This window comes from Geodermatophilus dictyosporus (assembly GCF_900115505.1).
GTDB lineage: Bacteria > Actinomycetota > Actinomycetes > Mycobacteriales > Geodermatophilaceae > Geodermatophilus > Geodermatophilus dictyosporus.
The window spans coordinates 67,154-90,230 of the sequence record NZ_FOWQ01000006.1; the positions used below are offsets into that span (position 1 = coordinate 67,154).

27 protein-coding genes are annotated in these 23,077 nt (G+C 76.1%); 8 read left to right on the plus strand and 19 right to left on the minus strand.

What is annotated here, in order from left to right; all coding sequences use genetic code 11:
- The first annotated feature begins 73 nt into the window (after positions 1-73).
- Both BMZ33_RS15080 and BMZ33_RS15085 read left to right on the plus strand, forming a co-directional pair.
- Positions 74-334 (plus strand): DUF3618 domain-containing protein, encoded by a 261-nt coding sequence (locus BMZ33_RS15080; RefSeq protein ID WP_091112106.1) that lies wholly within the window; start codon positions 74-76, stop codon positions 332-334.
- Positions 335-419: 85 nt separating this feature from the next.
- Complete coding sequence (locus BMZ33_RS15085; protein ID WP_169064373.1) at positions 420-839, plus strand: DUF427 domain-containing protein; 420 nt, start codon at positions 420-422, stop codon at positions 837-839.
- A gap of 4 nt (positions 840-843) precedes the next feature.
- Here BMZ33_RS15085 and BMZ33_RS15090 read toward each other — a convergent pair whose 3' ends face one another.
- Entirely contained in the window at positions 844-1,461 is a 618-nt protein-coding gene (locus BMZ33_RS15090; RefSeq protein WP_091112114.1) for a TetR/AcrR family transcriptional regulator, read from the minus strand.
- Between the two features lie 135 nt (positions 1,462-1,596).
- On the opposite strand from BMZ33_RS15090, the gene BMZ33_RS15095 reads away from it, so the two are divergent.
- A complete protein-coding gene (locus BMZ33_RS15095; protein ID WP_091112117.1) occupies positions 1,597-2,688 on the plus strand; it encodes an EAL domain-containing protein in 1,092 nt (363 codons plus the stop codon).
- On the opposite strand, the gene BMZ33_RS15100 is transcribed toward BMZ33_RS15095, so the two are convergent.
- Positions 2,666-3,247 carry a histidine phosphatase family protein gene (locus BMZ33_RS15100; protein WP_091112713.1) on the minus strand — a complete coding sequence of 194 codons (582 nt, stop codon included), beginning with the start codon at positions 3,245-3,247 and terminating at the stop codon, positions 2,666-2,668. The two genes, BMZ33_RS15095 and BMZ33_RS15100, sit on opposite strands and share 23 nt — an antisense overlap.
- A gap of 58 nt (positions 3,248-3,305) precedes the next feature.
- Here BMZ33_RS15100 and BMZ33_RS15105 point away from each other — a divergent pair, with 58 nt between their 5' ends.
- Positions 3,306-4,160, plus strand: a complete 855-nt coding sequence (locus BMZ33_RS15105) for an aldo/keto reductase (protein ID WP_091112716.1) — start codon at positions 3,306-3,308, stop codon at positions 4,158-4,160.
- 28 nt (positions 4,161-4,188) lie between these two features.
- Here the strand turns inward: BMZ33_RS15105 and BMZ33_RS15110 are convergent, their stop codons facing one another.
- Complete coding sequence (locus tag BMZ33_RS15110) at positions 4,189-4,689, minus strand: STAS domain-containing protein (protein ID WP_091112121.1); 501 nt, start codon at positions 4,687-4,689, stop codon at positions 4,189-4,191.
- Between the two features lie 168 nt (positions 4,690-4,857).
- On the opposite strand from BMZ33_RS15110, the gene BMZ33_RS15115 reads away from it, so the two are divergent.
- Together BMZ33_RS15115 and BMZ33_RS15120 are read left to right on the plus strand one after the other, a co-directional pair.
- Positions 4,858-6,012 carry an acyl-CoA dehydrogenase family protein gene (locus tag BMZ33_RS15115; RefSeq protein WP_091112124.1) on the plus strand — a complete coding sequence of 385 codons (1,155 nt, stop codon included), beginning with the start codon at positions 4,858-4,860 and terminating at the stop codon, positions 6,010-6,012.
- A complete protein-coding gene (locus BMZ33_RS15120; protein ID WP_091112128.1) occupies positions 6,005-6,688 on the plus strand; it encodes a PaaI family thioesterase in 684 nt (227 codons plus the stop codon). The genes BMZ33_RS15115 and BMZ33_RS15120 overlap by 8 nt, the downstream gene beginning before the upstream one ends.
- Before the next feature lie 21 nt (positions 6,689-6,709).
- Here the strand turns inward: BMZ33_RS15120 and BMZ33_RS15125 are convergent, their stop codons facing one another.
- The 14 genes from BMZ33_RS15125 to paaA all read right to left on the minus strand — a co-directional run bounded on the left by BMZ33_RS15125 (position 6,710) and on the right by paaA (position 18,822).
- Entirely contained in the window at positions 6,710-7,870 is a 1,161-nt protein-coding gene (locus BMZ33_RS15125; protein ID WP_091112131.1) for an HNH endonuclease signature motif containing protein, read from the minus strand.
- A gap of 111 nt (positions 7,871-7,981) precedes the next feature.
- Positions 7,982-8,632, minus strand: a complete 651-nt coding sequence (locus BMZ33_RS15130; RefSeq protein WP_091112134.1) for an N-acetyltransferase — start codon at positions 8,630-8,632, stop codon at positions 7,982-7,984.
- A gap of 12 nt (positions 8,633-8,644) precedes the next feature.
- Positions 8,645-9,763, minus strand: coding sequence for an NAD-dependent epimerase/dehydratase family protein (locus BMZ33_RS15135; protein ID WP_091112137.1), 1,119 nt, complete (start codon positions 9,761-9,763; stop codon positions 8,645-8,647).
- A gap of 45 nt (positions 9,764-9,808) precedes the next feature.
- A complete protein-coding gene (locus BMZ33_RS15140; RefSeq protein ID WP_169064374.1) occupies positions 9,809-11,071 on the minus strand; it encodes an MFS transporter in 1,263 nt (420 codons plus the stop codon).
- Positions 11,072-11,085: 14 nt separating this feature from the next.
- On the minus strand, positions 11,086-11,670 hold the full coding sequence (locus tag BMZ33_RS15145) for a helix-turn-helix domain-containing protein (RefSeq protein ID WP_169064375.1): 585 nt from the start codon (positions 11,668-11,670) through the stop codon (positions 11,086-11,088).
- A gap of 49 nt (positions 11,671-11,719) precedes the next feature.
- Positions 11,720-13,051, minus strand: coding sequence for an MFS transporter (locus BMZ33_RS15150; RefSeq protein WP_091112147.1), 1,332 nt, complete (start codon positions 13,049-13,051; stop codon positions 11,720-11,722).
- Between the two features lie 66 nt (positions 13,052-13,117).
- Positions 13,118-13,312: a hypothetical protein gene (locus BMZ33_RS23380; RefSeq protein ID WP_091112151.1), complete on the minus strand. Its 195-nt coding sequence runs from the start codon at positions 13,310-13,312 to the stop codon at positions 13,118-13,120.
- Between the two features lie 102 nt (positions 13,313-13,414).
- Positions 13,415-14,047, minus strand: a complete 633-nt coding sequence (locus BMZ33_RS15160) for a hypothetical protein (RefSeq protein WP_091112155.1) — start codon at positions 14,045-14,047, stop codon at positions 13,415-13,417.
- Positions 14,048-14,495: 448 nt separating this feature from the next.
- On the minus strand, positions 14,496-14,888 hold the full coding sequence (locus tag BMZ33_RS15165) for a thioesterase family protein (RefSeq protein ID WP_169064376.1): 393 nt from the start codon (positions 14,886-14,888) through the stop codon (positions 14,496-14,498).
- Positions 14,885-15,961 (minus strand): 1,2-phenylacetyl-CoA epoxidase subunit PaaE, encoded by a 1,077-nt coding sequence (gene paaE / locus BMZ33_RS15170; protein ID WP_091112158.1) that lies wholly within the window; start codon positions 15,959-15,961, stop codon positions 14,885-14,887. The genes BMZ33_RS15165 and paaE overlap by 4 nt, the downstream gene beginning before the upstream one ends.
- A 3-nt stretch (positions 15,962-15,964) precedes the next feature.
- Complete coding sequence (paaD, locus tag BMZ33_RS15175) at positions 15,965-16,477, minus strand: 1,2-phenylacetyl-CoA epoxidase subunit PaaD (protein WP_169064377.1); 513 nt, start codon at positions 16,475-16,477, stop codon at positions 15,965-15,967.
- Between the two features lie 5 nt (positions 16,478-16,482).
- Complete coding sequence (gene paaC / locus BMZ33_RS15180) at positions 16,483-17,394, minus strand: 1,2-phenylacetyl-CoA epoxidase subunit PaaC (protein WP_091112166.1); 912 nt, start codon at positions 17,392-17,394, stop codon at positions 16,483-16,485.
- Between the two features lie 88 nt (positions 17,395-17,482).
- Positions 17,483-17,851, minus strand: a complete 369-nt coding sequence (gene paaB / locus BMZ33_RS15185; RefSeq protein WP_169064378.1) for a 1,2-phenylacetyl-CoA epoxidase subunit PaaB — start codon at positions 17,849-17,851, stop codon at positions 17,483-17,485.
- Entirely contained in the window at positions 17,848-18,822 is a 975-nt protein-coding gene (paaA, locus tag BMZ33_RS15190; protein WP_091112172.1) for a 1,2-phenylacetyl-CoA epoxidase subunit PaaA, read from the minus strand. Before paaA ends, paaB begins: the two co-directional genes overlap by 4 nt.
- A gap of 100 nt (positions 18,823-18,922) precedes the next feature.
- Between paaA and paaK the strand changes: the two genes are divergently transcribed.
- Both paaK and BMZ33_RS15200 read left to right on the plus strand, forming a co-directional pair.
- Positions 18,923-20,269 (plus strand): phenylacetate--CoA ligase PaaK, encoded by a 1,347-nt coding sequence (gene paaK / locus BMZ33_RS15195; RefSeq protein ID WP_091112176.1) that lies wholly within the window; start codon positions 18,923-18,925, stop codon positions 20,267-20,269.
- Between the two features lie 70 nt (positions 20,270-20,339).
- Positions 20,340-20,939 (plus strand): TetR/AcrR family transcriptional regulator, encoded by a 600-nt coding sequence (locus tag BMZ33_RS15200; protein ID WP_091112180.1) that lies wholly within the window; start codon positions 20,340-20,342, stop codon positions 20,937-20,939.
- 6 nt (positions 20,940-20,945) lie between these two features.
- Here BMZ33_RS15200 and BMZ33_RS15205 read toward each other — a convergent pair whose 3' ends face one another.
- Together BMZ33_RS15205 and BMZ33_RS15210 are read right to left on the minus strand one after the other, a co-directional pair.
- Entirely contained in the window at positions 20,946-22,268 is a 1,323-nt protein-coding gene (locus BMZ33_RS15205; RefSeq protein ID WP_091112184.1) for a cytochrome P450, read from the minus strand.
- A complete protein-coding gene (locus BMZ33_RS15210) occupies positions 22,265-23,023 on the minus strand; it encodes an alpha/beta fold hydrolase (protein WP_091112189.1) in 759 nt (252 codons plus the stop codon). Before BMZ33_RS15210 ends, BMZ33_RS15205 begins: the two co-directional genes overlap by 4 nt.
- Positions 23,024-23,077: the final 54 nt, after the last annotated feature.

A 23,077-nucleotide genomic window follows, 5' to 3' on the forward strand; every position in this document is an offset into this window, starting at 1 on the left:
TGCGGTCGCCCGGCCGGGTGCCCCGGACCGGCCGGGACGGGCCGGTCGGCGCGGTGTCTGGCAGGCTGTCGCCGTGCCTCGCGACCCACGAGAGATCCAGCTGGAGATCGACGCCGCCCGCGAGTCGCTGGCGGCCACCCTGGACCAGCTCGCCTTCCGGGGCAGCCCGACCCGCCTCAAGGCCCAGGGCCAGGCCGCGGTCGTCCGCTTCCTGCAGTCGCCCGCGGGCAAGGCCGCGATGGGCGGCCTGGGCCTGCTCGCGACCCTGACCGTGGTGCAGAAGGTCCGGCACCGCCGGAACGCCGGCCGCCGGGTGCAGCGCCGGAAGCGCTGACGCGCCCGTGCGGCCGCCGCGTCGCGACCCGGTGGGGCCGGGGCAGGAGTCGGTCTGGGACTACCCCCGCCCGCCCTCGGCCGAGGTGACGCCCCGCCGCGTCGTCGTCGAGCTCGGCGGCCGGGCGGTCGCCGCGACCGACCGGGCGGTGCGGGTCTGCGAGACCAGTCACCCGCCCGTCTACTACGTGCCCCGGGAGGACGTCGCCGACGGCGTGCTCGAGCGCGCGGCCGGCGCGTCGTGGTGCGAGTGGAAGGGCGCGGCCACCTACTGGGACGCCGTCGTCGACGGCCGCCGGTACCCCGCGGTGGCCTGGTCCTACGAGCAGCCCACCGCCGGCTACGAGCACCTGCGCTCGGCGGTGGCGTTCTACCCGAGCAAGGTGGACCGGGCGCTGGTCGACGGCGAGCAGGTGCGCGCCCAGGCCGGGGACTTCTACGGCGGCTGGATCACCGGCGACGTCGTCGGCCCCTTCAAGGGGGAGCCGGGCACGCTGGGCTGGTGAGGCCTCAGCGGGTGCCGCGGACCAGCGGGAGCACCACCGTCTGGAGCACCTCGTCGGCGTAGGCGGTGTCCACCGGCTCGCGGGTGACCAGCCAGCGCTGCACGAACAGCGCCGTGGTGGCCTCGGCGGGGATCGACTGCGGCAGCCCCGGGCCGACCTCCCCGCGCGCCTGCGCCCGCTCCCAGGTCTGGTCGTAGGCCCGCCGCCACACCGCCAGCGGACCCTCGCGGAAGGCCACGGCCAGGGCCTCCTCGTGCTGCATCGCCGCCAGCAGCGAGCGGGTGGCCGCCCCGACGGGGCTGGCCATCATCTCCACCATCCGGTGCACCAGGGAGCGGAGGTCGCCCTCCAGGGAGCCGGTGTCGGCGGTGACCGTCCACGCCCGGTTGACCTCGGAGACGGTGTCGACGACGAGGTCCTGCTTGGTGCGCCACCGGCGGTAGATCGTCGCCTTGCCGACGCCGGCCTCGGCTGCGACGGCGTCCATGGTCAGCGCGCCGTAGCCCACCTCGCCGAGCAGCCGCAGGATGGCCGCCCGGATGACGTCGTCCCGGCTGGGGTCGCGTGGCCGTCCACCCCTGCCGGCGCGGGGAGGCTGCTCGGCGATGACTGCGGCTACCATGCGCGCACCCTAGAGCCTGTAACCTCGGCGGGCGGGCGTCCGCTGCGCGGCACGGGCACCGGTCCGTCCCGATCCGGGGGCCGCCGCCCGCGCGCCTGACCCGGCCGGCCGGCCCGGTCGGCGATCCTGCTCGGCGTGGCGAGCACGATCGGCGCGGTGCGGCGGCGCGAGGAGTGGCCCCTGCCGGAGGCCGCGACCCGGGTGCTGCTGGCGTCCGCGGAGGAGCAGGTGCTCCCCGCCGTGGCGGCCGTCGCCCGCTCGGTGGGCCTGTCGGTGTTCGCCGCCCCCGGCCTGCTCGACCTCTCCGACGAGCGCGACGGCGTGGGCGTCGAGCTGTTCTTCGACCGGCTCTCCCGCGCGCTGACCGGCGCCGAGGCCGAGGCGGTGCGGGTGGCCACGGACCCGGCCGACGAGTACACCGCGCTGTCGATCGGCCTGCTCACCGCGCCGTCGCTGGCGCAGGAGCTGGCCCGCCGGGGCGTCACCGCCGAGGTCGGCGTGCTGGCCGAGGCCGAGCTGTGGTCGGCCTACCAGCCGATCGTGGCGCTGGCCGACCGGGCCGTCGTCGCGCACGAGGCACTGCTGCGCGGGGACTCCGACGGCCGGACCGTCGACGGCGGCGACCTGTTCTTCGTCGCCGACTCCGCCGGCTGGCTGCCGCGGCTGGACCGGGTGGGCCGCGAGTGCGCCGTCGCCGGTGCCGCGAGCTGGCTGGGTGGGGCCGACCTGTTCGTCAACACCCACCCGACCTCGGTGCTGCGCCCCGACGCCGACCTCGCCAGCACCGTCGAGGCGCTCGAGCTCGCCGGACTCCAGCCGCGGCAGCTGGTGCTCGAGGTCGGGGAGCGGGCCGCCGTCACCGACCGCGGGCACCTGCTCGCCGTCCTGGAGTCCTACCGGGACCGCGGCTGGCGGGTGGCCCTCGACGAGGTGGCCGCCGGCTGGTCGAGCCGCTCGCTGCTCGACGTCGTCCGGCCCGACGTGGTCAAGCTCGGCCGCGCGCTGGTGTCCGCGCTGCCCGACGACGGCGCCCGCGCCGTGGTGCGCACGGTGACCGAGCACGCGCACCGGCTCGGCGCGGTGGTGGTGGCCGAGGGCGTGGAGACCGAGCAGGCGGCCGAGCAGGTGGCCGCGCTCGGCGCCGACCTCGCCCAGGGCTGGCTGTTCGGCAGGCCCGTCGCGCCGCTGGTGGGCGCCGGGGAGCTCAGTCCAGTCCCCACCCGGTGAGCACCGGGCGGCCGTGCTCGTGCCCGAGCACGCCGTAGGCGCCGGCCGGCAGGGCGAACAGCGCACCGGCCTCGGGCCCGAGCCCGAGCCAGCGGGCGGTGAGCACCCGCAGCACGTGCCCGTGGGCCACGAGGGCGACGTCGCCGTCGTCGAGCAGCTCCCCGGCCCGGCCGAGCACCCCGTCCACCCGCCGGCCGACGTCGGCCAGCGTCTCGCCCGGCGTCCGCCCCGGGACGACGGGGTCGCGCCACACCGACCACGGGCGGCCCAGCTCCTCGCTGATCTCCGCGGTCGTGCGTCCCTCGTAGCCGCCGTAGTCGAGCTCGACGAGGTCCTCGTCGACCCCGGTGGCGGTCAGCCCGGCCAGCTCCGCCGTCCGCCGGGCCCGCTCGCGGGGGCTGACCCAGACGGCGGCGAAGCGCCGGCGGCCCAGCACCGGCGCCAGCTCGCGCGCCCGCCGCTCGCCCTCCGGCAGCAGCGGCAGGTCGGTGACCCCGGTGTGCTGGCCGCTGAGGCTCCACTCGGTCTCTCCGTGCCGGAGCACGACGATCTCGCCCATCGGCCCATCGAACACGCTGCGGGGAACACGCGCGCGGGTTCTCGTGCTGGCCGGTGACATGACCACCTCGACCCTGAGCGACACCTTCGCCATCGGCGGCGACCTGACCGTGCACCGGCTCGGCTACGGCGCCATGCAGCTGCCCGGCCCGGGCGTCTGGGGCGAGCCGGCCGACCGCGACGGCGCCCTGGCCGTGCTGCGTGCCGCCGTCGAGCAGGGCGTCGACCTCATCGACACCGCCGACTCCTACGGCCCCCTGGTCAGCGAGCAGCTCATCGCCGAGGCGCTGCACCCCTACCCGGAGGGCCTGGTCATCGCGACCAAGGCCGGCCTCACCCGCCAGGGACCGGGCATCTGGACGCCGGTGGGTCGTCCCGCCTACCTCAAGCAGCAGGTCGAGCTCTCGCTGCGGCACCTGCGGGTCGAGCGCATCGACCTCATCCAGCTGCACCGCATCGACCCCGACGTGCCGCTGGCCGACCAGCTCGGCGCCTTCCGGGAGCTGCAGGAGGAGGGCAAGGTGCGCCACATCGGCGTCTCGGAGGTGTCGGTCGCCGAGCTGGAGGCCGCCCGCGGGATCGTCGACGTCGTCAGCGTCCAGAACCTCTACAACCTGACCAACCGCCAGTCGGAGGACGTGCTCGAGTACGCCACCGAGCACGGCATCGCGTTCATCCCGTGGTTCCCGATCGCCACGGGCGACCTGGCCGCGCCGGACAGCCCGGTGGCCGACATCGCCCGCGAGCTGGACGCCACCCCGGCGCAGGTGGCGCTGGCCTGGCTGCTGCAGAGGTCTCCGGTCGTGCTGCCCATCCCGGGCACCAAGTCGGTCGACCACCTGGTCGAGAACACCGCCGCGGCCCGGCTGAGCCTCTCGCCCGAGGACGTCGCCCGGCTGGACGCGCTGGCCTGAGGGCCGACCGCGCTGCGGGGTCCCGCTCTCAGCGGGAGCGGCGCAGCGGGACCGTCGGTCCGCCCACGACGTCTGCGGCGAGACCGGTGCTCCGGCGGGGGCGGGCCGGCGGACGCGACCGGCGCACCTCCGACGGTGACCCCGGCCAGACCGCGACCACCGGCTGGGTGTCGCTGACCCGGTGCGACCGCGGCCGCACCGGGTCCTGGCCGGTCAGGGGCCCGTCGAGCTCGAGGTGCTCGGCGAGGCCGGTCTCGGACACCAGCCGCCGGGTGGCGGCCGGCGCGCCGACGAGGCGCAGACGGCGGCCGGCGGCGGCCATGGCGTCGCTGAAGCCGGCGAGGGCCTCGAGCGCCGAGCCGTCGCAGAAGCGGGCGCAGGCGACGTCGACGACGATGCTGGCGGTGCCGTGTCCGGCAGCGGTGGTGAGCGCCGGGACGAGCCGGGGGAGCGTGGGACGGCCGGCGTCACCGGTGAGGCGGACGACCACCTGGTCGGGTGCGGGGACGACGGCGACGGAGAGGTGCACAGGGCCTCCGGAGGAGGGGCGGCGTCGCGGGTTCGGGCGCCACCCACGACGCTAACCCTCAAGTCGCCTGCTCACAACGGGGCGTGGTCGACCGGTCGCTTTACGCTCCGGTCTCCGGCCGCGGGACCCGACCGCCCCGGGCGGTGCGACAGGCGTCACCATGGGCGTGTGGACGCCGAGGACTTCACGCAGATCCGGGACGCCGTTCGCCGGCTCGTGCGGGAGGTGGTCGTCCCGCGCGAGGAGGAGATCGACCTCCACGACCGCATCCCCGAGGAGCTGCGCGGCGCGGCCGCCGACATGGGGCTGTTCGGCTACGCACTGCCGGAGGAGTACGGCGGCCTGGGCGTGGACATGCGCGAGGACGTCGAGCTGGCCTTCGAGTTCGGCTACACGACGCCGGCGTTCCGGTCGTTGTTCGGCACCAACAACGGCATCGCCGGGCAGGTGATCGCCCGCTTCGGCAGCGAGGAGCAGCGGAAGACCTACCTGCCGCGGCTGGCCGCGGGGGAGCTGATCGGCTCCTTCGCCCTCACCGAGGCCGAGGCCGGCTCGGACCCGGCGGGGCTGCGCACCAGCGCCCGCCGCGACGGTGACGGGTGGGTGCTCAACGGCGCCAAGCGCTACATCACCAACGCGCCGCTGGCCGACCTGTTCGTCGTCTTCGCCCGCACCGACCCGGCCCAGGAGGGCGGGCGGGGCATCTCCAGCTTCGTCGTCGACGCCACGGCGCCCGGTGTCTCGCTGGGGGCGAAGGACGTGAAGATGGGCCAGTCGGGGGCCTGGACGTCGGAGGTGTTCTTCGACGACGTGCGCGTGCCGGCCGACGCGCTGGTCGGCGAGGAGGGCAGGGGCTACGCGAAGGCACTGACCGTGCTCTCCCGCGGCCGGCTGCACATCGCGGGGCTGTGCGTGGGGATGGCGCAGCGGGTGCTCGACGAGTCGGTGGCCTACGCCGCCACCGCCAAGCAGGGCGGCGCCCCCATCGGGCGGTTCCAGCTGGTGCAGGCGCTCATCGCCGACATGCACGCCGAGCTCCTCGCCGGGCGGGCCATGGTGCGCGAGGTGGCGGCCCGCTACGACTCCGGCGAGGACACCTCGATCGGCCCGTCGTCGGCCAAGCTGTGGTGCAGCGAGATGGTGGGGCGGGCCACCGACCGGGCGGTGCAGGTGCACGGCGGGCTGGGCTACCTGCGCACCACGCCGGTCGAGCGCTTCTACCGCGACGCGCGCCTGTACCGGCTCTACGAGGGCACCAGCGAGGTGCAGCGGGTGATCGTCGGCGGCGGGCTGCTGCGCGCGGCCGGCATGCCCCGTGCGTGAGTCCCTCAGCCCCGAGGAGCGGGCGGCCCGCCGGGTCCCGGTGGGGGAGCTGGGGGAGGCGCTGCGCGAGCTGGTCGACGCCGCCGTCCGCACGGAGGTGGATGCCGACGAGCTGCGTACGGTCGCCGCTGCCGCGCGCGAGCTGACCGCCCGGCTGCGCGCGCACGCGCGGGAGCTGACCGAGGTCGCCCGCGTGGACGACCCGGAGACCGGCGAGCGCTGGTACAGCCCGGTCTACGGACCCGGCAGCCCGGTGGCGCCGCCGCTGGTCGCCTCCGACTCCGCCGACGGCCGGGCCGCCGGGCGGGTCACGGTCGGCAAGCCGCACGAGGGCCCACCCGGCCTGGTGCACGGCGGCGTGGTGGCCGCGCTGCTCGACCACGTGCTCGCCCGCGCCGTCCGCGCCGCCGGCCGTGGTGGGCTGACCGCCACGTTGACCGTCCGCTACCGCCGCCCCGTGCCGCTCGGCGTGCCGCTGGCGCTGTCGGCCGAGGTGGGCGAGTCCTCCGGCCGCCGCACCACGGCCACCGCGAGGCTCGTCGCCGAGGACGACCCGGACACCGTGCTGGCCGAGGCGGAGGGCCTGTTCGTGTCGCTGCGCCCGGAGCGGGCGGCCAGCGTCTTCGCGCACATGGACCGGCCGGCCGGTGCCTGGACGGCGTCCTCGGACGCCTGACCGGCGCGCGTGCCCCCTCGGTCAGGCGGCGGGTTGCAGGAGTGGTGGTCCGGTGCGGATCTCGGTGCCGTCGGGGCGCCAGGTGCGCCACCGACCGTCCGGTTGTCGTTCGACGCGGAAGCCGTGGTGGACCTTGGTGTGGTGCCGTTCGCACAGCAGCGCGGAGTTCGCCAGGTTGGTCTTGCCGCCGTCGAGCCAGTGCACCAGGTGGTGGACCTCCGCCCACCAGGTGGGGGCGTCGCAGCCGGTGAACACGCAGCCGCCGTCGCGCAGCTCCACGGCCCGGCGCAGGTGGCGGTCGGCCAGCCGCTGCTCGCGCCCGAGGTCCAGCGGTGCCCCGTCGGGGCCGAACACGACCCGGGAGACGGTGCCGTCGCAGGCGAGCCAGCGGGCGCGGGCGGCGGAGATGACCGCGCCGAAGCCCATCCGCCCGGCCTCGCGGCCGGTGGCGGGGTCGGCCAGGTCCTCGAGGTCGATCACCACCGCGACGTGCGGCTTGACCGTGCGCAGCACCGGCAGCGACCCGGCGGCCAGCGCGGTGTCGCACAGCTGCACCAGCGCGTCGCCGAGGCGCTGGGCGCGGGTGCGCTCGTCCCCGGCGGGCCGGTCGGCCTGCACGAAGGACTCCAGGGCCGCCTGCAGCTTCTCCCCACCGACGGCGTCGAGCTCCCCGCGCAGCGACAGCGTCCCGTCGGCGTGCCGGGCCAGCATCAGCCGGCGGCCCTCGGTGGGGTCGGGTTCGGGACCGTCGGGGTCGAGCCGGGTGAGGTGGTGCCGCACCGCGGCGACGAAGTCGGCATGCGGGTGGTCGATCGCCACCTGGGTGAGCACGGCATCGACCTCGGCCAGGTCCACACCGTGCTCGGCCGCGGCCGCCAGGCGTTCCGGCGTCAGCGCGACAGCGGCGACGGCGACCTGCTCGGCCGAGACCAGCCCCGCGTCGTGCGCCTCGGCCAGTGCCGGCAGGTGGTCGAGCACCTGCCCGTTGCCCACCAGCCGCGCGGCCGCGGCGGCGGAGAGCCGGCAGTGCCCGCGCAGCCAGGGGCGCATCGACTTCTGCCCGTCGCGCTCCGGCGCCTGGGACAGCTCCGCCGCGCGCACCCGGCGGGTGAGCAGGGCGTCGATCCGGTTGCGCTCGGCGACCAGCGCGGCGACGTCGTCGAGGACGTCACCGCTACTCAAGCTGGTCGAACACGTGTACGGATACTACCGCCAGGGGAGCCCTGCCGCGACCCGTATCCGCAGGTCAGAGCGGGTATCCGCAGATCCGGCCCGTGTCTTGACGACACCTCGTCAGCGCGAGCGGCGGAAGAGCTGGACCGAGCCCACCGGGACCCCGCCGGCGCGGAGCAGCGCCCGCAGGCTCGCCGCGTTGCCCGGCGCCACGGCCGAGAGCACCGGCTCGCCCGCCGGGACGGCGTCCAGCGCGGCCGCCACCAGCGCCGCGCCGGCACCGCGACCCCGGTGGCTCGGCTCGAGCTCGAAGCTGAGCTCCGTCAGCCCCGCGATGCCCGCGCCGAGCACCGCGACGGCCGACCGCCCGCCGTCCGGAGGACCCAGCACCCGGACGTCGTCGCGCAGGGCGGTCGCGAAGGTCACCCGCGGGTGGTCCTGGAGATCGGCGCGCTCGACCAGCGGGCCGCCGCGGCCGGTGCCGCGGGCCACCAGCACGGCGTCCAGGCTGTCGATCCACCCGCCGGCGCCCGCCAGCGCGCTGACGACGCGCGGGTGGTGCGCGCCGCCGGTCCCGTCGACGCCGAGCGCGCGCAGCCGCTCGTCGTCGCGGTCGTCGTCGACCGCGAGCACGGCGTGGCCGGTGAACGCCACGACCGCCTCCAGGCCGGCCCGCCACGGCGGCACGCGCCGCCACCCGCCGTCGGCGGGCGGGAACCGGCCGCCGGCCGCGCCGACCAGCAGCGCGGCCAGCGGGTGTGGCGCCGGCACGCTGTCGTCGGGCTACTCGGGGCGGGGGTTCGGCACGTTGGCCGGGTCGCCGCCGGGGTCGTGCTCCCGGCCGCCCGTGGCCGACAGCAGCGGCCCGGGACCGCCGTCACCCCGGCCCAGCGCCTCGACGAACTGGCGCAGCACGTCGTCGCCGCGGTGTGCCGGCCGCCAGTCGAGCTGGGTGCGGGCGCGGGTGGTGTCGAGCACCGGCGACCGCAGGCCGAGGTCGAGCCAGCCGGGTTCGGTGGGGACCACGTGGGCGTGGAACGCCGCCGACAGCCCCGTGCGCAGCGCCACCGCGGGCACCGGGACCCGGCGGGTGCCCAGGGCCCGGGCGATGCCGTCGGCGTCGAGCGCGGGGTCGGCGGAGAGGTTGAACGGGCCGGGGGCGCGGCGGTCGAGCATGCGGGTGATGGCGTCGGCGACGTCGTCGGCGTGCACGAAGCCCACGTGCAGCGAGGGCAGCGGCAGGGGCAGCAGCGAGGCCACCTGGCCGGGCACCAGCCGGGCGGCGCCGAAGAGCAGCGGGCCCAGGAAGTAGCGGCCGATCTCGCTGGCCGCCTCGGGCTGCAGCACCAGGGTCGGCCGGACGACGGTCAGCGTCACGTCCTGCCTGCGGCCCACGACCTCGCGCACCACGCGCTCGGCCTCGGACTTCTGCCGGCTGTACTGCGACGACGGGATGCCGGTCGTCGGCCAGTCCTCCGTCACCGGCCGGCTCCCGCCACCGGCGGCGTAGGCCCCCAGCGAGGACATGTGCACGACGTGCTCCACGCCTGCCGCGACCGCCGCCCGCACCACCCGGCGGGTGCCGTCGACGTTCGCCTTGCGCAGCTCGTCGGGCCTGCGCCCCGGCTGCAGCGCCCAGGCCAGGTGGACGACGGCGTCGACGTCCTCGAGCAGGTTGGTCAGCGCCTGCTCGCTGGCGGTCTCCCCGAGGTCGGCGTGGTACCAGGTCACCCCGTCGTAGGGGGCGGTGTCCGGCGGCTGCCGGCGGGCCAGCCCGCGGACCTCGGCGACACCGCTGCCAGGCGCGGTCAGCCGTCGCAGCAGCGCGGTCCCGACGTTGCCGCTGGCGCCGGTGACGGCGACCGTGAGGCCCTTCAGGTGGTCGCGCGGGAGATCAGCCATGGCAGGCGGCTACCCGCAGCGTCGGGCGGCAACCGGCGAGCCCGGTCACGGGGCCGGGACGACGCCGGGCGCCGGGTCGGCGGGTGCGGCCGACCGGTCGCCGGCGCGCAGGCCGAGCGACACCACCGCCACCAGCAGGAGCGCGCCGGCCACGGCGAGGAAGCCCGCGCCGGTGCCCGCCGCCTCGGCCAGCCGGGCCAGGCCGAGGGTCCCGCCGAGCGCGCCGACCTGCAGCGCCAGCGAGGACGCCGACAGCGCCGTGGCCCGCTGCCCGGCGCCCACCCGCCCGTGCAGCACCGCCTTCCACAGCGGCCAGGAGGCGGCGTTGGCCGTGTAGAAGACGGCGAACAGGCAGCCCAGCACCAGCGGCCCGCCCAGCGGGACGGCGGCGACGGCCAGCGCGCCGAGCACCGCGAGCACCGCGCCCCCCGCCGCTGCCGAGCCGCGGGCCGCCCGGCGCGCGGCCGGCGCCAGCAGGGCGCCGACCCCCGCCGCGGCGAACGACACCGCCATCACCACCCCGAAGACGGCCGAGCCCTCCGTGAGGCTGCCGGTCAGCTCGGCGGCGCGCAGCGGGCCGAGCAGCTCGAGCGTGCTCAGCACCGTCCCGACCAGGGCGGAGACGGCCAGCAGGCGCCGCAGCAGGCGGTCGCGGGTCACCAGCCGGGCCGTGTCGCGGACGACGGCCGGCGCCGTGCGCAGGCCGTCGCGCAGCGCGGCGGTCCCCGACCCCTGCCGCGAGCGGAGCGGGACGACGAGCAGCGCCACCGCGACGACCGACACCACCGACAGCGCCGCGGCCAGCAGGATCGGCAGCACGAGGACCGCGTCGCCGGAGCCGTCGGCCAGCAGCGGCAGCAGGCCGCCGAGCACCGCGCCCAGGCACAGCCCCGCGCCGTCGGCCGCGCCGGCCCGGGACAGCCCGGGGGCCACGTCGGCGTCCGGGTCGGCGGCGCGGACGGCGTCGACGTACCAGGCCTCCAGCGGCCCCGAGCTCAGCGCCCGGCCGACGGCCCGCAGCGCCTCGGCGAGCGCGAAGGCGGCCACGTCGTCGGCGACGGTGACCGCCAGCAGCCCGGCCGTGGACAGCAGCCCGGACGCGACCAGGACCGGCCGGGTGCCCAGCGCGTCGGCCAGCCCGCCGGTGGGCAGTTCGAGCACCAGGACCACCGTCGAGTACACGGCGAAGACGACGCCGATGTCGGCCGGTGACAGGCCACGCGAGGTGGCCAGCAGGACCGTGACCGGTGCGCTCAGGCCCACCGGCAGCCAGTGCAGCGCGGTCAGCCCGACGAACCGGCGGGTCACGGAGCGGACGCCGGTCACGAGGCGGACCCCGGCAGCCGGAACACGTCGACCAGCACCTGCACCAGCGGCTGACCGGGCTCCTCGCGCTCGCTCCGCCACCGCGCCACCACGGCGTTGAGCTCGTCGACCAGCTCGCCGGCGGCGGCGGGAGAGAGGTGCAGCGCCCAGTCGTTGAGCGAGGTCGCGTCCCGCCAGGCCTCGTCCAGCTGCTCCCGCTGCTCCGCGTGCGCCGCCAGCACCCGCCGCTGGGTGGCCAGGACCTGGGAGGTCATCTCCTCGACGACCTCGCGCCCCCCGGGCCGGGCCACCACCTCCTCGGTGGACCAGCGGGTGCTGCGGTGCCGTGCCCGCCACCACCGCTCCCGCCCGGTGCCCTCGCCGGGGACCTCCTCGACCAGGCCGAAGCCGGCCAGCTGGCGCAGGTGGTAGCTGGTGCTGCCGCTGCTCTCGCCCGTCCGCTGCCCGAGCCGGGAGGCGGTCGAGGGCCCCTCGGCGCGCAGCAGGCCGAGCAGGGCGGCGCGCAGGGGGTGGGCGACCGCGCGCAGCACCCGCGGGTCGCTGACGTCGACCGCCTCGACGGGTGGGATCTCCTCGGGCACGACCCCGACCCTAGGCGTGCAGAGGTCTCTTTGCAAAGAGGTCTTTGCATCAGGCCGGGTCGAGTGCCTCCCCGCGCCGCTCGGGCAGCGCCCAGGAGCCGGCGGCCGCGACGACGAACGCCGCCGCGAACACCCCGAACACCAGTCCGCTGCCGCCGGCGGCCAGCAGCGGCGGCACACACAGCGGTGCGGCGATCGAGGCGATCCGGCCGAAGCCGGCCGCCGCGCCGGCCCCCGTCCCGCGCAGCGCGGTGGGGTAGACCTCCGGCGTCACCGCGTACACCGCGCCCCAGGCGCCGAGGGTGGAGAAGGACAGCACCATCCCGGTCACCAGGACGGCGCCGTCGCCGACGGCCAGCGCGAACAGCGCCGCACCGACGGCGGAGCCGGCCAGGAACACCACCAGCGTCGGCCGCCGTCCCCACCGCTCGACCAGCACGGCGGCCGCGGCGTACCCCGGCAGCTGCGCCAGCGTGATGAGCAGCGTGTAGCCGAAGGACCTCACGAGGTCGAACCCGGCGGCCACCAGCAGCGTGGGCAGCCAGATGAAGGCGCCGTAGTAGGCGAAGTTGATGCCGAACCAGACCGTCCACAGCGCCGCCGTCCGCCCGCGGGTGTCCGGCGCCCACAGGCCCCCGCGGCGCGCGGCAGGGGTCTGCGGGTGGGTGCCCGACGGCTGCGGGGCCACCCCGGCGGCCGCCTCGAAGCGGCGCACCGCGGCCTCGGCCTCGCCGTCCCGGCCGCGCAGCTCGAGGAAGCGCACCGACTCCGGCAGGCCGCGGCGCACCACCACCGCGTACAGCGCCGGGACGGCGCCCAGGGCCAGCGCCCACCGCCAGCCGGCGTCGCCCCGCGGGACGACGAGGTAGCCGATCAGCGCCGCGAGCAGCCAGCCGACCGCCCAGAACGCCTCCAGCGCCACCACCACCCGGCCGCGCAGTCGCGCCGGGGCGTACTCGCTGACCAGCGTCGAGGCCACCGGCAGCTCGGCGCCCAGGCCCAGGCCGATGAGCAGGCGGAACACCAGCAGCGAGGCCACCGACCACGAGAGCGCGGCGGCGCCGGTGGCCACCCCGAAGACGAGCAGGGTGAGCGCGAAGACCTGCCGCCGGCCGACGCGGTCGGCCAGCAGCCCGCCGAGGGTGGCCCCCAGCGCCATCCCGACGAAGCCGATCGAGCCGATCCAGGACAGCTCGGTCGGCGTCAGCGACCACTGCACGGCCAGCGCGGCCATCACGAAGGAGATGAGGCCGACGTCCATCGCGTCCAGCGCCCAGCCCACGCCGGACCCGACGACGAGCCGGCCGTGCTCGCGGGTGAACGGCAGCCGGTCCAGCCGCTGGGCCCGGGTCAGCGTGGGAGTCGCCGCGTCGGCGCTCACGGCGGCAGGCGGTACCCGGCGCGGTGCCGGGTCACGCTGCGGGGCGGCACCCCGGGACGGTGCGGGTCAGCCGTCGGAGTCCTCGCCGTCGGTGGCGTCCTCGACCTCCTGCTCGGCGTCGTCGACCCCCTCCTCGACGTTCTGCTCCACGTCGTCGTCCACGACGTCCGAGCCGCAGGCGGCGGTGAACGGCGAGAGGGCGAGGGCGAGGCCGACGGCGGCCAGGCGGAAGCGGCGGCGGGGGGTGGCGGAGGTGGTCACGTCTGCTCCCGGAGCTCGGAGGGCGGGCGCGCACAGTGCCCGGGGAGGGCGTGGTCCATGCACGGCTGCCCGGGACCGCCGGGCACCGGCCACGCCTCCGCGTCAGTCCGCGGGACGACGGGGCGCCGGCACCCGGTCGGTGAAGTCGTACACGCTGCTGACCGCGACCTCGGGCCGGGCGCGGATGCCCAGCCGCTCCAGCCCGGGCAGCACCCGCTCCCGCTGGTAGGCGGTGAAGAGCTCCTCGGAGTCCCAGACGTCGGTGGTGCGCAGGCCGCCGTCGGTGAACGAGGCCACGTGCACCCGCATCCCGGCGGGGACGTCGCGGTCCCACCCGACGGCCTCGCGCAGGTCGTCGTACTGGCCGGCGGTGACCTCGCCCCACTGCTGGACCACCAGCGCGTAGGTGAGTGCCGCTGCGGTCGGCAGGGGCAGCGGCTCGGGCGAGGCCGGGCCGGCGAGCACCGGGGTGGCGAGCAGCGCCTCGGCCGCGAGCGCGCGGGCGGGAGCGGGGAGGACGGCCGGCGCGGCGGGCACGGCGGCAGGCACGGCGGCGGGCACGGCGGCGGGCTCGGGTCGGCGACGCCACCACCACCGGGGAGCGGTGCCGTCGCGCCGGGCGGCGGCGCGGGCGGTGCGGGCGAACGCGCGGTCCCGGCGGCCGGCGGCGGCGTCGTGCAACAGGGACTCGTGGCGGTTCCGCATGGACTCGGCGACGAGCGCTGACTCGGTCATGGGATCTCCTGGAGCCGTCCGTGGCTCGGGCGGGACGGTGCCGGGGCGCGCCCTGGGCGCCGCCGAGGCCTCCCGTGTGACGTGTGGTGCGCAACACATGTTGCTGGCGGCGACGACCCCGTCCCAGGGTCGTCGGACCCTGACCGCGGCCTCGCTCCCCGGCGCTGCGGTCGCGGGCGTGACCGGGGCACTCGCGGTGGTCGAGGCGTGGCTGGACGCCGTCGACCGGGCCGACGTCGACGCGGCGACGGCGCTGAGGGCGCCGGACCTGGCGGTGGCCGGGTCCCGCGGCAGGGTCCGCGGCCGCGAGGTGCTCGGGCCGTGGATGGCGCGGGCCGGCCTCACCACCCGGCCGCTGCGCCGGTCCTGCGGCGCCGACGGTGCCGTCGTCGTCGAGCAGGACGCGACCTGGACCGACCCGGCCAGCCGGCGCCGTCCCCGGGTGACCTCAGCCGCGGGCGAGACGCGCGGCCACGACCTCCTCGGGCAGCACGGCCTGCCCCGTCGTCCCGCGGCCGAGCAGCCGGCCGGCGGCGTCGACGGCGGTCAGCGCGCAGGTCAGCCGCCCGTCGCGCACCGACGTGCAGCGCGCGGTCACCCGGACGCGGTCGCCCACCCAGGCCGGTGCGAGGTGCTCGACGGAGACCGCCGTCCCGATGCCGGCCTCGCCCGGCTCGAGGTGGCCGAGCAGCAGCTTGCGGCCGGCCTCCTCGAAGTGCTTGGCCATCGCGTAGGTGGCGTACACCGGGTGGACGCGGCCGAGCTCGTCGAAGTCGACGGTCATCGCCTCGGTGACCACGACGTCGAGGACGGCGGTCTCCCCGTCGGCGATCGGGGTCACGCGTCGAAGTCGACGGTGACCGCGTCCGACAGCGGCAGGGTCTGGCAGGTGAGGACGTAGCCGGCCTCGACCTCCTCCGCCTCCAGCGCGTAGTTGCGGCGCATCTCGACCTCGCCGTCGGTGACCCGCGCGCGGCAGGTGCCGCAGACGCCGCCCTTGCAGGCGAAGGGCAGGTCGGAGCGGACCCGCTGGGCGGAGTCCAGCACCGGGACGTCGCGGGGGAGGGCCAGGGTGGTCGACCGCCCGTCGAGGACGACGGTCACCTGGCTGCTGGGCCCCTCGACGGTCTCGTCGTCGCCGCGCACCGGCTGCGGCGGGACGTCATCCACATAGAACAGCTCCTGGTGCACCCGCTCGGCCGGGACGCCGAGCCCGGCGAGCAGCTCGCGGGCGTCGCTGACCATCCCGTGCGGGCCGCACAGCCACCAGTGGTCGACGTGCCCGGCGTCGACGAAGGCCCCGACCAGGGTGCGCAGCCGGTCGCCGTCGAGCCGGCCGGTGGTCACCTCGGCGTCGCGCGGCTCGCGGGAGAGCACGTGCACCAGCTGCAGCCGGGGGCCGTAGCGGTCCTTCAGGTCGGCGAGCTCGTCGGCGAACATCACCGTGTTGGTGCGCCGGTTGCCGTAGAAGACGGTGACGGTCGACTCCCCGTCGCGCAGCACGGTGCCGGCCAGGCTGAGCGCCGGCGTGATGCCCGAGCCCGCGACGACGAAGACGTGGTCGCCCGGCTGCGAGAGGTCGGCGGTGAAGGTCCCCGACGGCGGCAGCACCTCGATCTCGTCGCCGGGCGCGACCTCGTGCACCAGCCAGGAGGAGAAGAAGCCGCCGGGCACCTCGCGGACGCCGACCCGCGGCGGGGCGCCGACCGGCGCGCAGATGGAGTACGAGCGCCGCTCGTCGCGGTCGCCGTCCACCCGCCGCAGGGTGAGCGCCTGGCCGGGCCGGAAGGCGTAGTCCTCGGCCAGCTCGGGCGGGACGTCGAAGGTCACCGCGACCGCGTCGTCGGTGAGCCGCTCGACGCTCGCGACCCGGAGCGGGTGGAACCGCGGACGGCGGCGGGCGGGAGCGCTCATCGGTCAGATCTCCTTGACGTGCTCGAACGGCTCGCGGCAGCTGCGGCAGCGGCGCAGGGCCTTGCACGCGGTGGCGCCGAACTCGCTGAGCTCCTCGGTGTCGGGCGAGCCGCACAGCGGGCAGGACGCCGTCCGCCGGGAGGGGCCGAGCTGCAGCGGGACCGGCCCGGCGGGGCGGACCGGCGCCCGCCCCGGTGGCGCGATGCCGGCCGCGGCGAGCTTGCGGCGACCCGCCTCGCTGATCCAGTCACTGGACCAGGCGGGGGACAGCACGGTGCGCACCTCGACGTCGTCGAAGCCCGCGGAGTGGAGGGCGTGCAGCAGGTCGGCGCGCATGACGCCCATCGCCGGGCAGCCGCTGTAGGTCGGGGTGATGTCGACGACGACCGTGCCGTCGTGCACGCGGACGTCGCGCAGCACGCCGAGGTCGGCGAGGGTGAGCGCGGGCAGCTCGGGGTCGGTGACGGTCTCGGCGACCGCCCGCGGGTCGGTGGCGGCGGCCGGGTGCGCGGTCACGGCGGTCACCAGGTGGCCGCCGGGTGCTGGCGGGCCAGGCCCTGCAGGGTCTCCAGCAGCGCGGTCAGCTCCGGCCCGTGCTTCCCGGCCCGGCCCCGCGGCGGGGTGTCGGCCGGCCAGCCGGGCACCCGCAGCGTCGCCCGTTCCAGCACGGTGGTGAGCACGTCGCGGACCTCCTCGCGGACGTCGGCCGGGTCGACGGCGACACCGGCCGCGACCAGCCGCCGCTCGACGTCAGTGGCGGTCAGGACGTCGGCCAGCAGCGGCCACACCGCGTCGACGCCGTCCTGGGCGCGGCGGTGCGACTCCGCGGTGCCGTCGCCCAGCCGCAACACCCACCGGGCGGCGTGGTCGCGGTGGTAGGCCAGCTCGTTGACGCCCTTGGCCGCGATCGCGGCGAGCACCGGGTCGCGCGACTCGCGCAGCCGGGCGAACACCGCCAGCCGGACGGTCGAGGCCACCAGCAGGCGGACCACCGTCTGCCCGAAGTCACCGTTCTCCGCCTCGACCAGGCCGGTGTTGCAGAACTCGTCGGCGTCGCGGAAGTAGGCCAGCGCGTCCTCGTCGGGGATCGAGTCCGTCGCCCGCTCGCGGGAGCGGCCGAGCACGCCGACCGACCCAGCGCGGGCCAGCAGCAGCCGCGCCTGGCCGAGCAGGTCCAGCGCGGTGTTGCCGATCGCCACCTCCTCCTCGAGCTCGGGCGCGGCGGTGATCCACTGGGTCAGCCGCTGGGCGAGGACGAGGGCGTCGTCGCCCAGCATCAGGCAGTAGGCGCCCAGGTCGGCGGGGTCGACGCCGTCGGGCACGGTGGTGTCGACGCCGGCCAGCGGCTCGTCGAACCCGGTGCCGAACGCCCAGTGCCCCTCGCCCCCGTGCGCGTGGTCCAGCGCGTCGTACACGGTCTCCTCGTGCGGCATGGCTCTCCTGGTGACTCCGGGTCCCCGCGCGAGATCTGCACACCGGTGGCCTTCGAGGCGCCGAAGACCACCGGTGTGCAGATCTCGCTCACATGTGGGGGACGTCCTCGGGGATCTCGTAGAACGTCGGGTGGCGGTAGACCTTGTCGCCGCTCGGGGCGAACATCGGGTCCTTCTCGTCGGGGCTCGACGCGGTGATGTCGGCGGCCCTGACCACCCAGATGCTCACGCCCTCGTTGCGCCGGGTGTAGACGTCGCGGGCGGCGTGCACCGCCATCTCGTCGTCGGGCGCGTGCAGGGAGCCGACGTGCACGTGGTTGAGCCCGCGCTTGCCGCGGACGAACACCTCGTACAGCGGCCAGTCGCGGCGGGCCACCGACGGCGACGTCGTCGTCGGCACCTCCGGCCCGGTCGGGATCGCGCCGTGCCCGCCCTCGGCGGTGACGTCGGTGCTCACGCGGCGCTCCCCACGGCGGCCCCGGCGTGCTTGGCCGCGTAGGCGGTGGCCGCCTCGGTCACCCAGGCGTTGTCGTCGCGGGCGGCCCGGCGCCGGCGGATGCGCTCGGCGTTGGCCGGCCCGTTGCCCGACACGACCCGCTTGAACTCGTCCCAGTCGATCGCACCGAACCGCCAGTGCCCGGTCTCCTCGTCGAAGTGCAGGTCGGGGTCGGGCAGCGTGACGCCGAGGAACTGCGCCTGCGGGACCGACATGTCCACGTAGCGCTGGCGCAGCTCGTCGTTGCTGTGCCGCTTGATGCCCCAGGCCATCGACTGCGCCGAGTTGGGGCTGTCGTCGTCGGGCGGGCCGAACATCATCAGCGAGGGCCACCACCACCGGTCGACGGCGTCCTGCACCATCGCCCGCTGCGCAGGCGTGCCGCTCATCATCGTCATCAGCAGCTCGTAGCCCTGCCGCTGGTGGAAGGACTCCTCCTTGCAGATGCGGATCATCGCCCGGGCGTAGGGCCCGTAGGAGGAGCGGCACAGCGGCACCTGGTTGCAGATCGCCGCGCCGTCGACCAGCCAGCCGATGACGCCGACGTCGGCGTAGGTCAGCGTGGGGTAGTTGAAGATCGAGCTGTACTTCTGCTTGGACTCGATGAGCTTGTCGGTGAGGTCGGCGCGGTCGGCGCCGAGGGTCTCCGCGGCCGAGTACAGGTACATGCCGTGGCCGGCCTCGTCCTGCACCTTGGCCAGCAGGATCGCCTTGCGCCGCAGGCTCGGGGCGGCCAGCAGCCAGTCGCCCTCGGGCTGCATCCCGATGATCTCCGAGTGCGCGTGCTGGGCGATCTGGCGCACCAGCGTCTTCCGGTAGCCCTCGGGCATCCAGTCGCGCGGCTCGATGCGCCGGTCGGCGGCGATGGTGGCGTCGAACTGCTGCTGCAGTGCGGCCTCGTCGGTCGGCCGGTCGAGCGTCGGCGCGGACATCGGGGCTCCCCTCGGCTATTTACTGACCAGGCGGTCGGTAATAGTGTGCCCCAGCGTGGGGCGCGGCACAAGGAGCAGCGCAGTCGACGAGGAGGCACCGATGACGACGGCGACCGGCGGCACCACCCGGAGGCTGGGGACGGCGCCCGACCCCGGCACCCTCGACGCGGCCGAGCGGATGGGCCTGGACGAGCTCCGCGCGCTGCAGCTGGAGCGGCTGCGGTGGTCGCTGCGGCACGCCTACGACAACGTGCCGCACTACCGCCGGGCCTTCGACGAGGCCGGCGTGCACCCCGACGACTGCCGCGAGCTCGCCGACCTGGCGCGGTTCCCCACCACCAGCAAGGCCGACCTGCGCGAGAACTACCCGTTCGGCATGTTCGCCGTCCCGCAGGAGCGGGTGCGGCGGGTGCACGCCTCCTCCGGCACCACCGGGCGGCCCACCGTCGTCGGCTACACCGAGCGCGACATCGACACCTGGGCCACCGTGATGGCCCGCTCCATCCGTGCCGCGGGCGGGCGGCCGGGTGACCGGCTGCACAACGCCTACGGCTACGGCCTGTTCACCGGCGGGCTCGGCGCGCACTACGGCGCCGAGAAGCTCGGCTGCACCGTCATCCCGGTCTCCGGGGGCATGACACCCCGCCAGGTGCAGCTGATCACCGACTTCGCACCGCGCGTGATCATGGTGACGCCCTCCTACATGCTCACGGTCCTGGACGAGTTCGAGAAGCAGGGGCTGGACCCGCGGGCCTCGAGCCTGGAGATCGGCGTCTTCGGCGCCGAGCCCTGGACCGAGCAGATGCGCCGCGAGATGGAGGAGCGCGCCGGCATCCAGGCCGTCGACATCTACGGCCTGTCCGAGGTGATGGGCCCGGGTGTGGCGCAGGAGTGCGTGGAGACCAAGGACGGCCTGCACGTCTGGGAGGACCACTTCTACCCGGAGGTCATCGACCCGATCACCGGCGAGGTGCTGCCCGAGGGGGAGGTCGGCGAGCTGGTGTTCACCTCGCTGACCAAGGAGGCCATGCCGGTCGTCCGCTACCGCACCCGCGACCTCACCCGGCTGCTGCCCGGGACGGCGCGGCCGGGGATGCGGCGGATGGAGAAGGTCACCGGCCGCACCGACGACATGATCATCCTGCGCGGGGTGAACCTGTTCCCGACGCAGATCGAGGAGATCGTGCTGCGCACCCCGGGGCTGGCGCCGCACTTCGCGCTGGAGCTGACCACCCGGGGCCGGATGGACCACCTCGTCGTCCGCGTCGAGGCCCGTCCCGACTGCCCGGCCGACCGGCGGACGGAGGCCGCCGCCGAGGTCACGAAGGGCGTCAAGGACACGGTCGGCACCAGCATCGAGGTGCTCGTCGTCGACCCGGAGACGCTGCCGCGGTCGATGGGCAAGCTGCAGCGGATGACCGACTCCCGGAAGCGGACAGGGACGTGAGCATCGCAGCGAGGAACGAGCGAGGAGCGGAGCGTCCCGCGGGAGCTGACCCGTGTCGGGGTGACCGCGCATGACGGCGGCGCGGGTCCGGCGCGGGCGCCCGGGGCACTCCCTCGACAGCCTGCTCGACGTCGCCGTCGAGGTGTTCAACGAGCGCGGCTACGACGCCACCAGCATGGAGGAGCTCGCCGCGCGGCTCGGCGTCACCAAGTCGGCGATCTACCACCACGTGACCGGCAAGGTGGAGCTGCTGCGGCTGGCGCTGGACCGGGCGCTGGACGCGCTGTTCGCCGTCACCGAGGAGCCGCAGGCCCTCACCGGGCGGGCGATCGACCGGCTCGAGCACGTCGTGCGCGGCTCGGTCCGGGTGCTGGCCGCCGAGCTGCCGTTCGTCACCCTGCTGCTGCGGGTGCGCGGCAACTCCCCGGTGGAGGAGGCGGCGCTCGCCCGGCGGCGCGGGTTCGACCGGATCGTCACCGACCTGGTGCGCGCCGCGGAGGAGGAGGGCGACGTGCGGCCCGACGTCGACCCCGCCGTCACCAGCCGGCTGCTGTTCGGCACCGTCAACTCGCTCACCGAGTGGTACCGCCCGGGCGGCAGCCTCTCGCCCGACGCGCTGGCCGACGCGCTCGTCACCACCACCTTCGAGGGCCTGCGCGCCCGCTCCTGAGCCGGCTCAGGCGGCGGTCCAGCGGATGGGCAGCCGCTTGACCCCGCGCTGGAAGTTCGAGCGCAGCAGCGCCGGCGGCCCGTCGGGCTCGATGCTGCCCGTCCGCCGCAGCAGCGCGGCGAACAGCGCCCGCAGCTGCACCCGGGCCAGCTGGGCGCCCAGGCAGAAGTGCGGCCCGTGCCCGAAGGACAGGTGCGGGTTGGGGGAGCGGCGGACGTCGAACCGGTCGGGGTCGTCGAACACCGACTCGTCCCGGTTGGCCGAGGTGAAGGAGACGACCACCTTGTCGCCGGCGCGGACGCGGACGCCGGCGAGGTCGACGTCGCGGGTGGCGGTGCGGCGGAACACCATGACCGGCGTCCACCAGCGCAGCAGCTCCTCCACCGCACCGGGCAGCAGCGCGGGGTCGGCGCGCAGGTCGGCCAGCTGGTCGGGGTGCTGCAGCAGGGCGATGAGCCCGCCGGGCAGGCCGTTGCGCAGCGTCTCGTTGCCGGCGACGGCGAACAGCCAGAACAGGTTCTCGAACTCCTCGGGGCTCACCTGCCCGCCGTCCTCGTCGACCTGCGCCAGCAGCAACGACACGACGTCGTCCGTCGGGGAGCGGCGCTTCTCCTCGGCCAGCAGGCGGGCGTAGGCGTAGAGGTCGGGCATGCCGGCGCGGGTGCGCGGGTCGGGCATGCGGCCGTCGGGCCCCGGTGCCGGCCGCACCGCCAGGGCCTGGCGGGCGAGGGCCGTCCCGCCGGTGCCGTCGAAGGCCGCCGAGGTGGCGTAGTCGCGGTCCTGCCAGCCGATCACCCGGTTGGACCAGTCGTACAGCAGCCAGCGGTCCTCGGCCGGCACGCCGAGGACGTCGGCCAGGGTGAGCAGCGGCAGGTCCGCGGCCAGGTCCTTGGCGAAGTCGCAGCGGCCCTCGGCAGCGCCGCCGACCACCCGGTCGACCAGCCGGTCCGCCGTCGCCTCGATCGACGCGGTGAGCGCGGCCACCGCGCGCGGGGTGAACGACCGGGACAGCAGGCGGCGCAGCCGGGAGTGGTCGGGCGGGTCGGTGTTGAGCATCATCCGGCGCACCCACTCCAGGTCGGCGGCGTCGCGCACCTGGGTGGCGCCCAGCCACGAGGAGAACGTCGCCGGGTCGCGCAGCACCCGCTCGACGTCGGCGTGCCGCAGCACCAGCCAGAAGCCCGGCCCGGCGGGCTGGCCGTGCAGCGCGGGCTCCTCGACCCAGGTGACCGGCGTCGCGGCCCGCAGCCGGCGCAGCAGCTCCAGCGGCGGGCCGTCCTCGTAGGCGGCCGGGTCGACGAGGGCCAGGGTGTCGGCGGGTGCGGTCACAGCTGGTCGAGGAACCGCTCGACGCAGGTGAGCAGGGCGACCGGCGTCTCGAACATGGCGTAGTGGCCGGCGTTGGCCAGCACCTCCAGGGAGACGTCGGGGTAGAGCTGCAGGAACGTCTGCTCCATGACCGCCGCGCTCAGCGCCGGGTCGTGCACTCCCACGACCAGCCGCACCGGCACCTGCCGGCCGCGGACCTCGTCGGCGAAGTCGGTCCGCCCCCACGCGTCGAGGTAGGCCCGGAAGGCGACCGGGTCGGAGCTCTCGAGCGAGGCCCGCACCATGCGGTCGAGCCAGGTGCGGCTCAGCCGGCCGCCCGTCGTGAGGTCGATGATCGCGGAGCGGTTCTCCGGCTTCTCCGCCGCGCCGCTGAACAGCTCCCACGACTGCTCGTCGAAGGGGACGCCCGTCGCCGGGACGGGGCTGATCCCCACCAGGCCGGTCACCCGGTCGCCGGCGTCGAGGGCGACGCGCTGCATGACGCTGCCGCCCATCGAGTGGCCCAGCACGGCGAAGGACGACCAGCCGAGCGCGTCGGCCGCGGCCAGGGCGTCGGCGGCCATCTCGGCGATCGTGTACTCCCCGGTCTCCGCGCGGCGGGCGCCGTAGCCGCGGTGGTCGAGGAAGGCGTAGGTGTAGCGGTCCCCGTCGACCAGGTCGGCGAACGGCCCCCACCCCCTCGCCGACCCGAACCAGCCGTGCAGGGCGAGGACCCGGCACGGGCCGGAGCCGATCACGAGGGGGTCGCTGCTCACGGCCGGGAGTCTCGTGCCGGCTCCACGGCCCGACAAGGCTCCACGGCCCGACAC

Bases quoted from the DNA above. Each gene is read 5' to 3' on its own strand.
- BMZ33_RS15090 (WP_091112114.1), bottom strand. From the start codon at position 1,461: ATGGTAGCCGCAGTCATCGCCGAGCAGCCTCCCCGCGCCGGCAGGGGT.
- BMZ33_RS15100 (WP_091112713.1), bottom strand. From the start codon at position 3,247: ATGGGCGAGATCGTCGTGCTCCGGCACGGAGAGACCGAGTGGAGCCTC.
- BMZ33_RS15105 (WP_091112716.1), top strand. From the start codon at position 3,306: ATGACCACCTCGACCCTGAGCGACACCTTCGCCATCGGCGGCGACCTG.
- BMZ33_RS15135 (WP_091112137.1), bottom strand. From the start codon at position 9,763: ATGGCTGATCTCCCGCGCGACCACCTGAAGGGCCTCACGGTCGCCGTC.
- BMZ33_RS15160 (WP_091112155.1), bottom strand. From the start codon at position 14,047: ATGACCGAGTCAGCGCTCGTCGCCGAGTCCATGCGGAACCGCCACGAG.
- paaE (WP_091112158.1), bottom strand. From the start codon at position 15,961: ATGAGCGCTCCCGCCCGCCGCCGTCCGCGGTTCCACCCGCTCCGGGTC.
- paaC (WP_091112166.1), bottom strand. From the start codon at position 17,394: ATGCCGCACGAGGAGACCGTGTACGACGCGCTGGACCACGCGCACGGG.
- paaA (WP_091112172.1), bottom strand. From the start codon at position 18,822: ATGTCCGCGCCGACGCTCGACCGGCCGACCGACGAGGCCGCACTGCAG.
- paaK (WP_091112176.1), top strand. From the start codon at position 18,923: ATGACGACGGCGACCGGCGGCACCACCCGGAGGCTGGGGACGGCGCCC.
- BMZ33_RS15200 (WP_091112180.1), top strand. From the start codon at position 20,340: ATGACGGCGGCGCGGGTCCGGCGCGGGCGCCCGGGGCACTCCCTCGAC.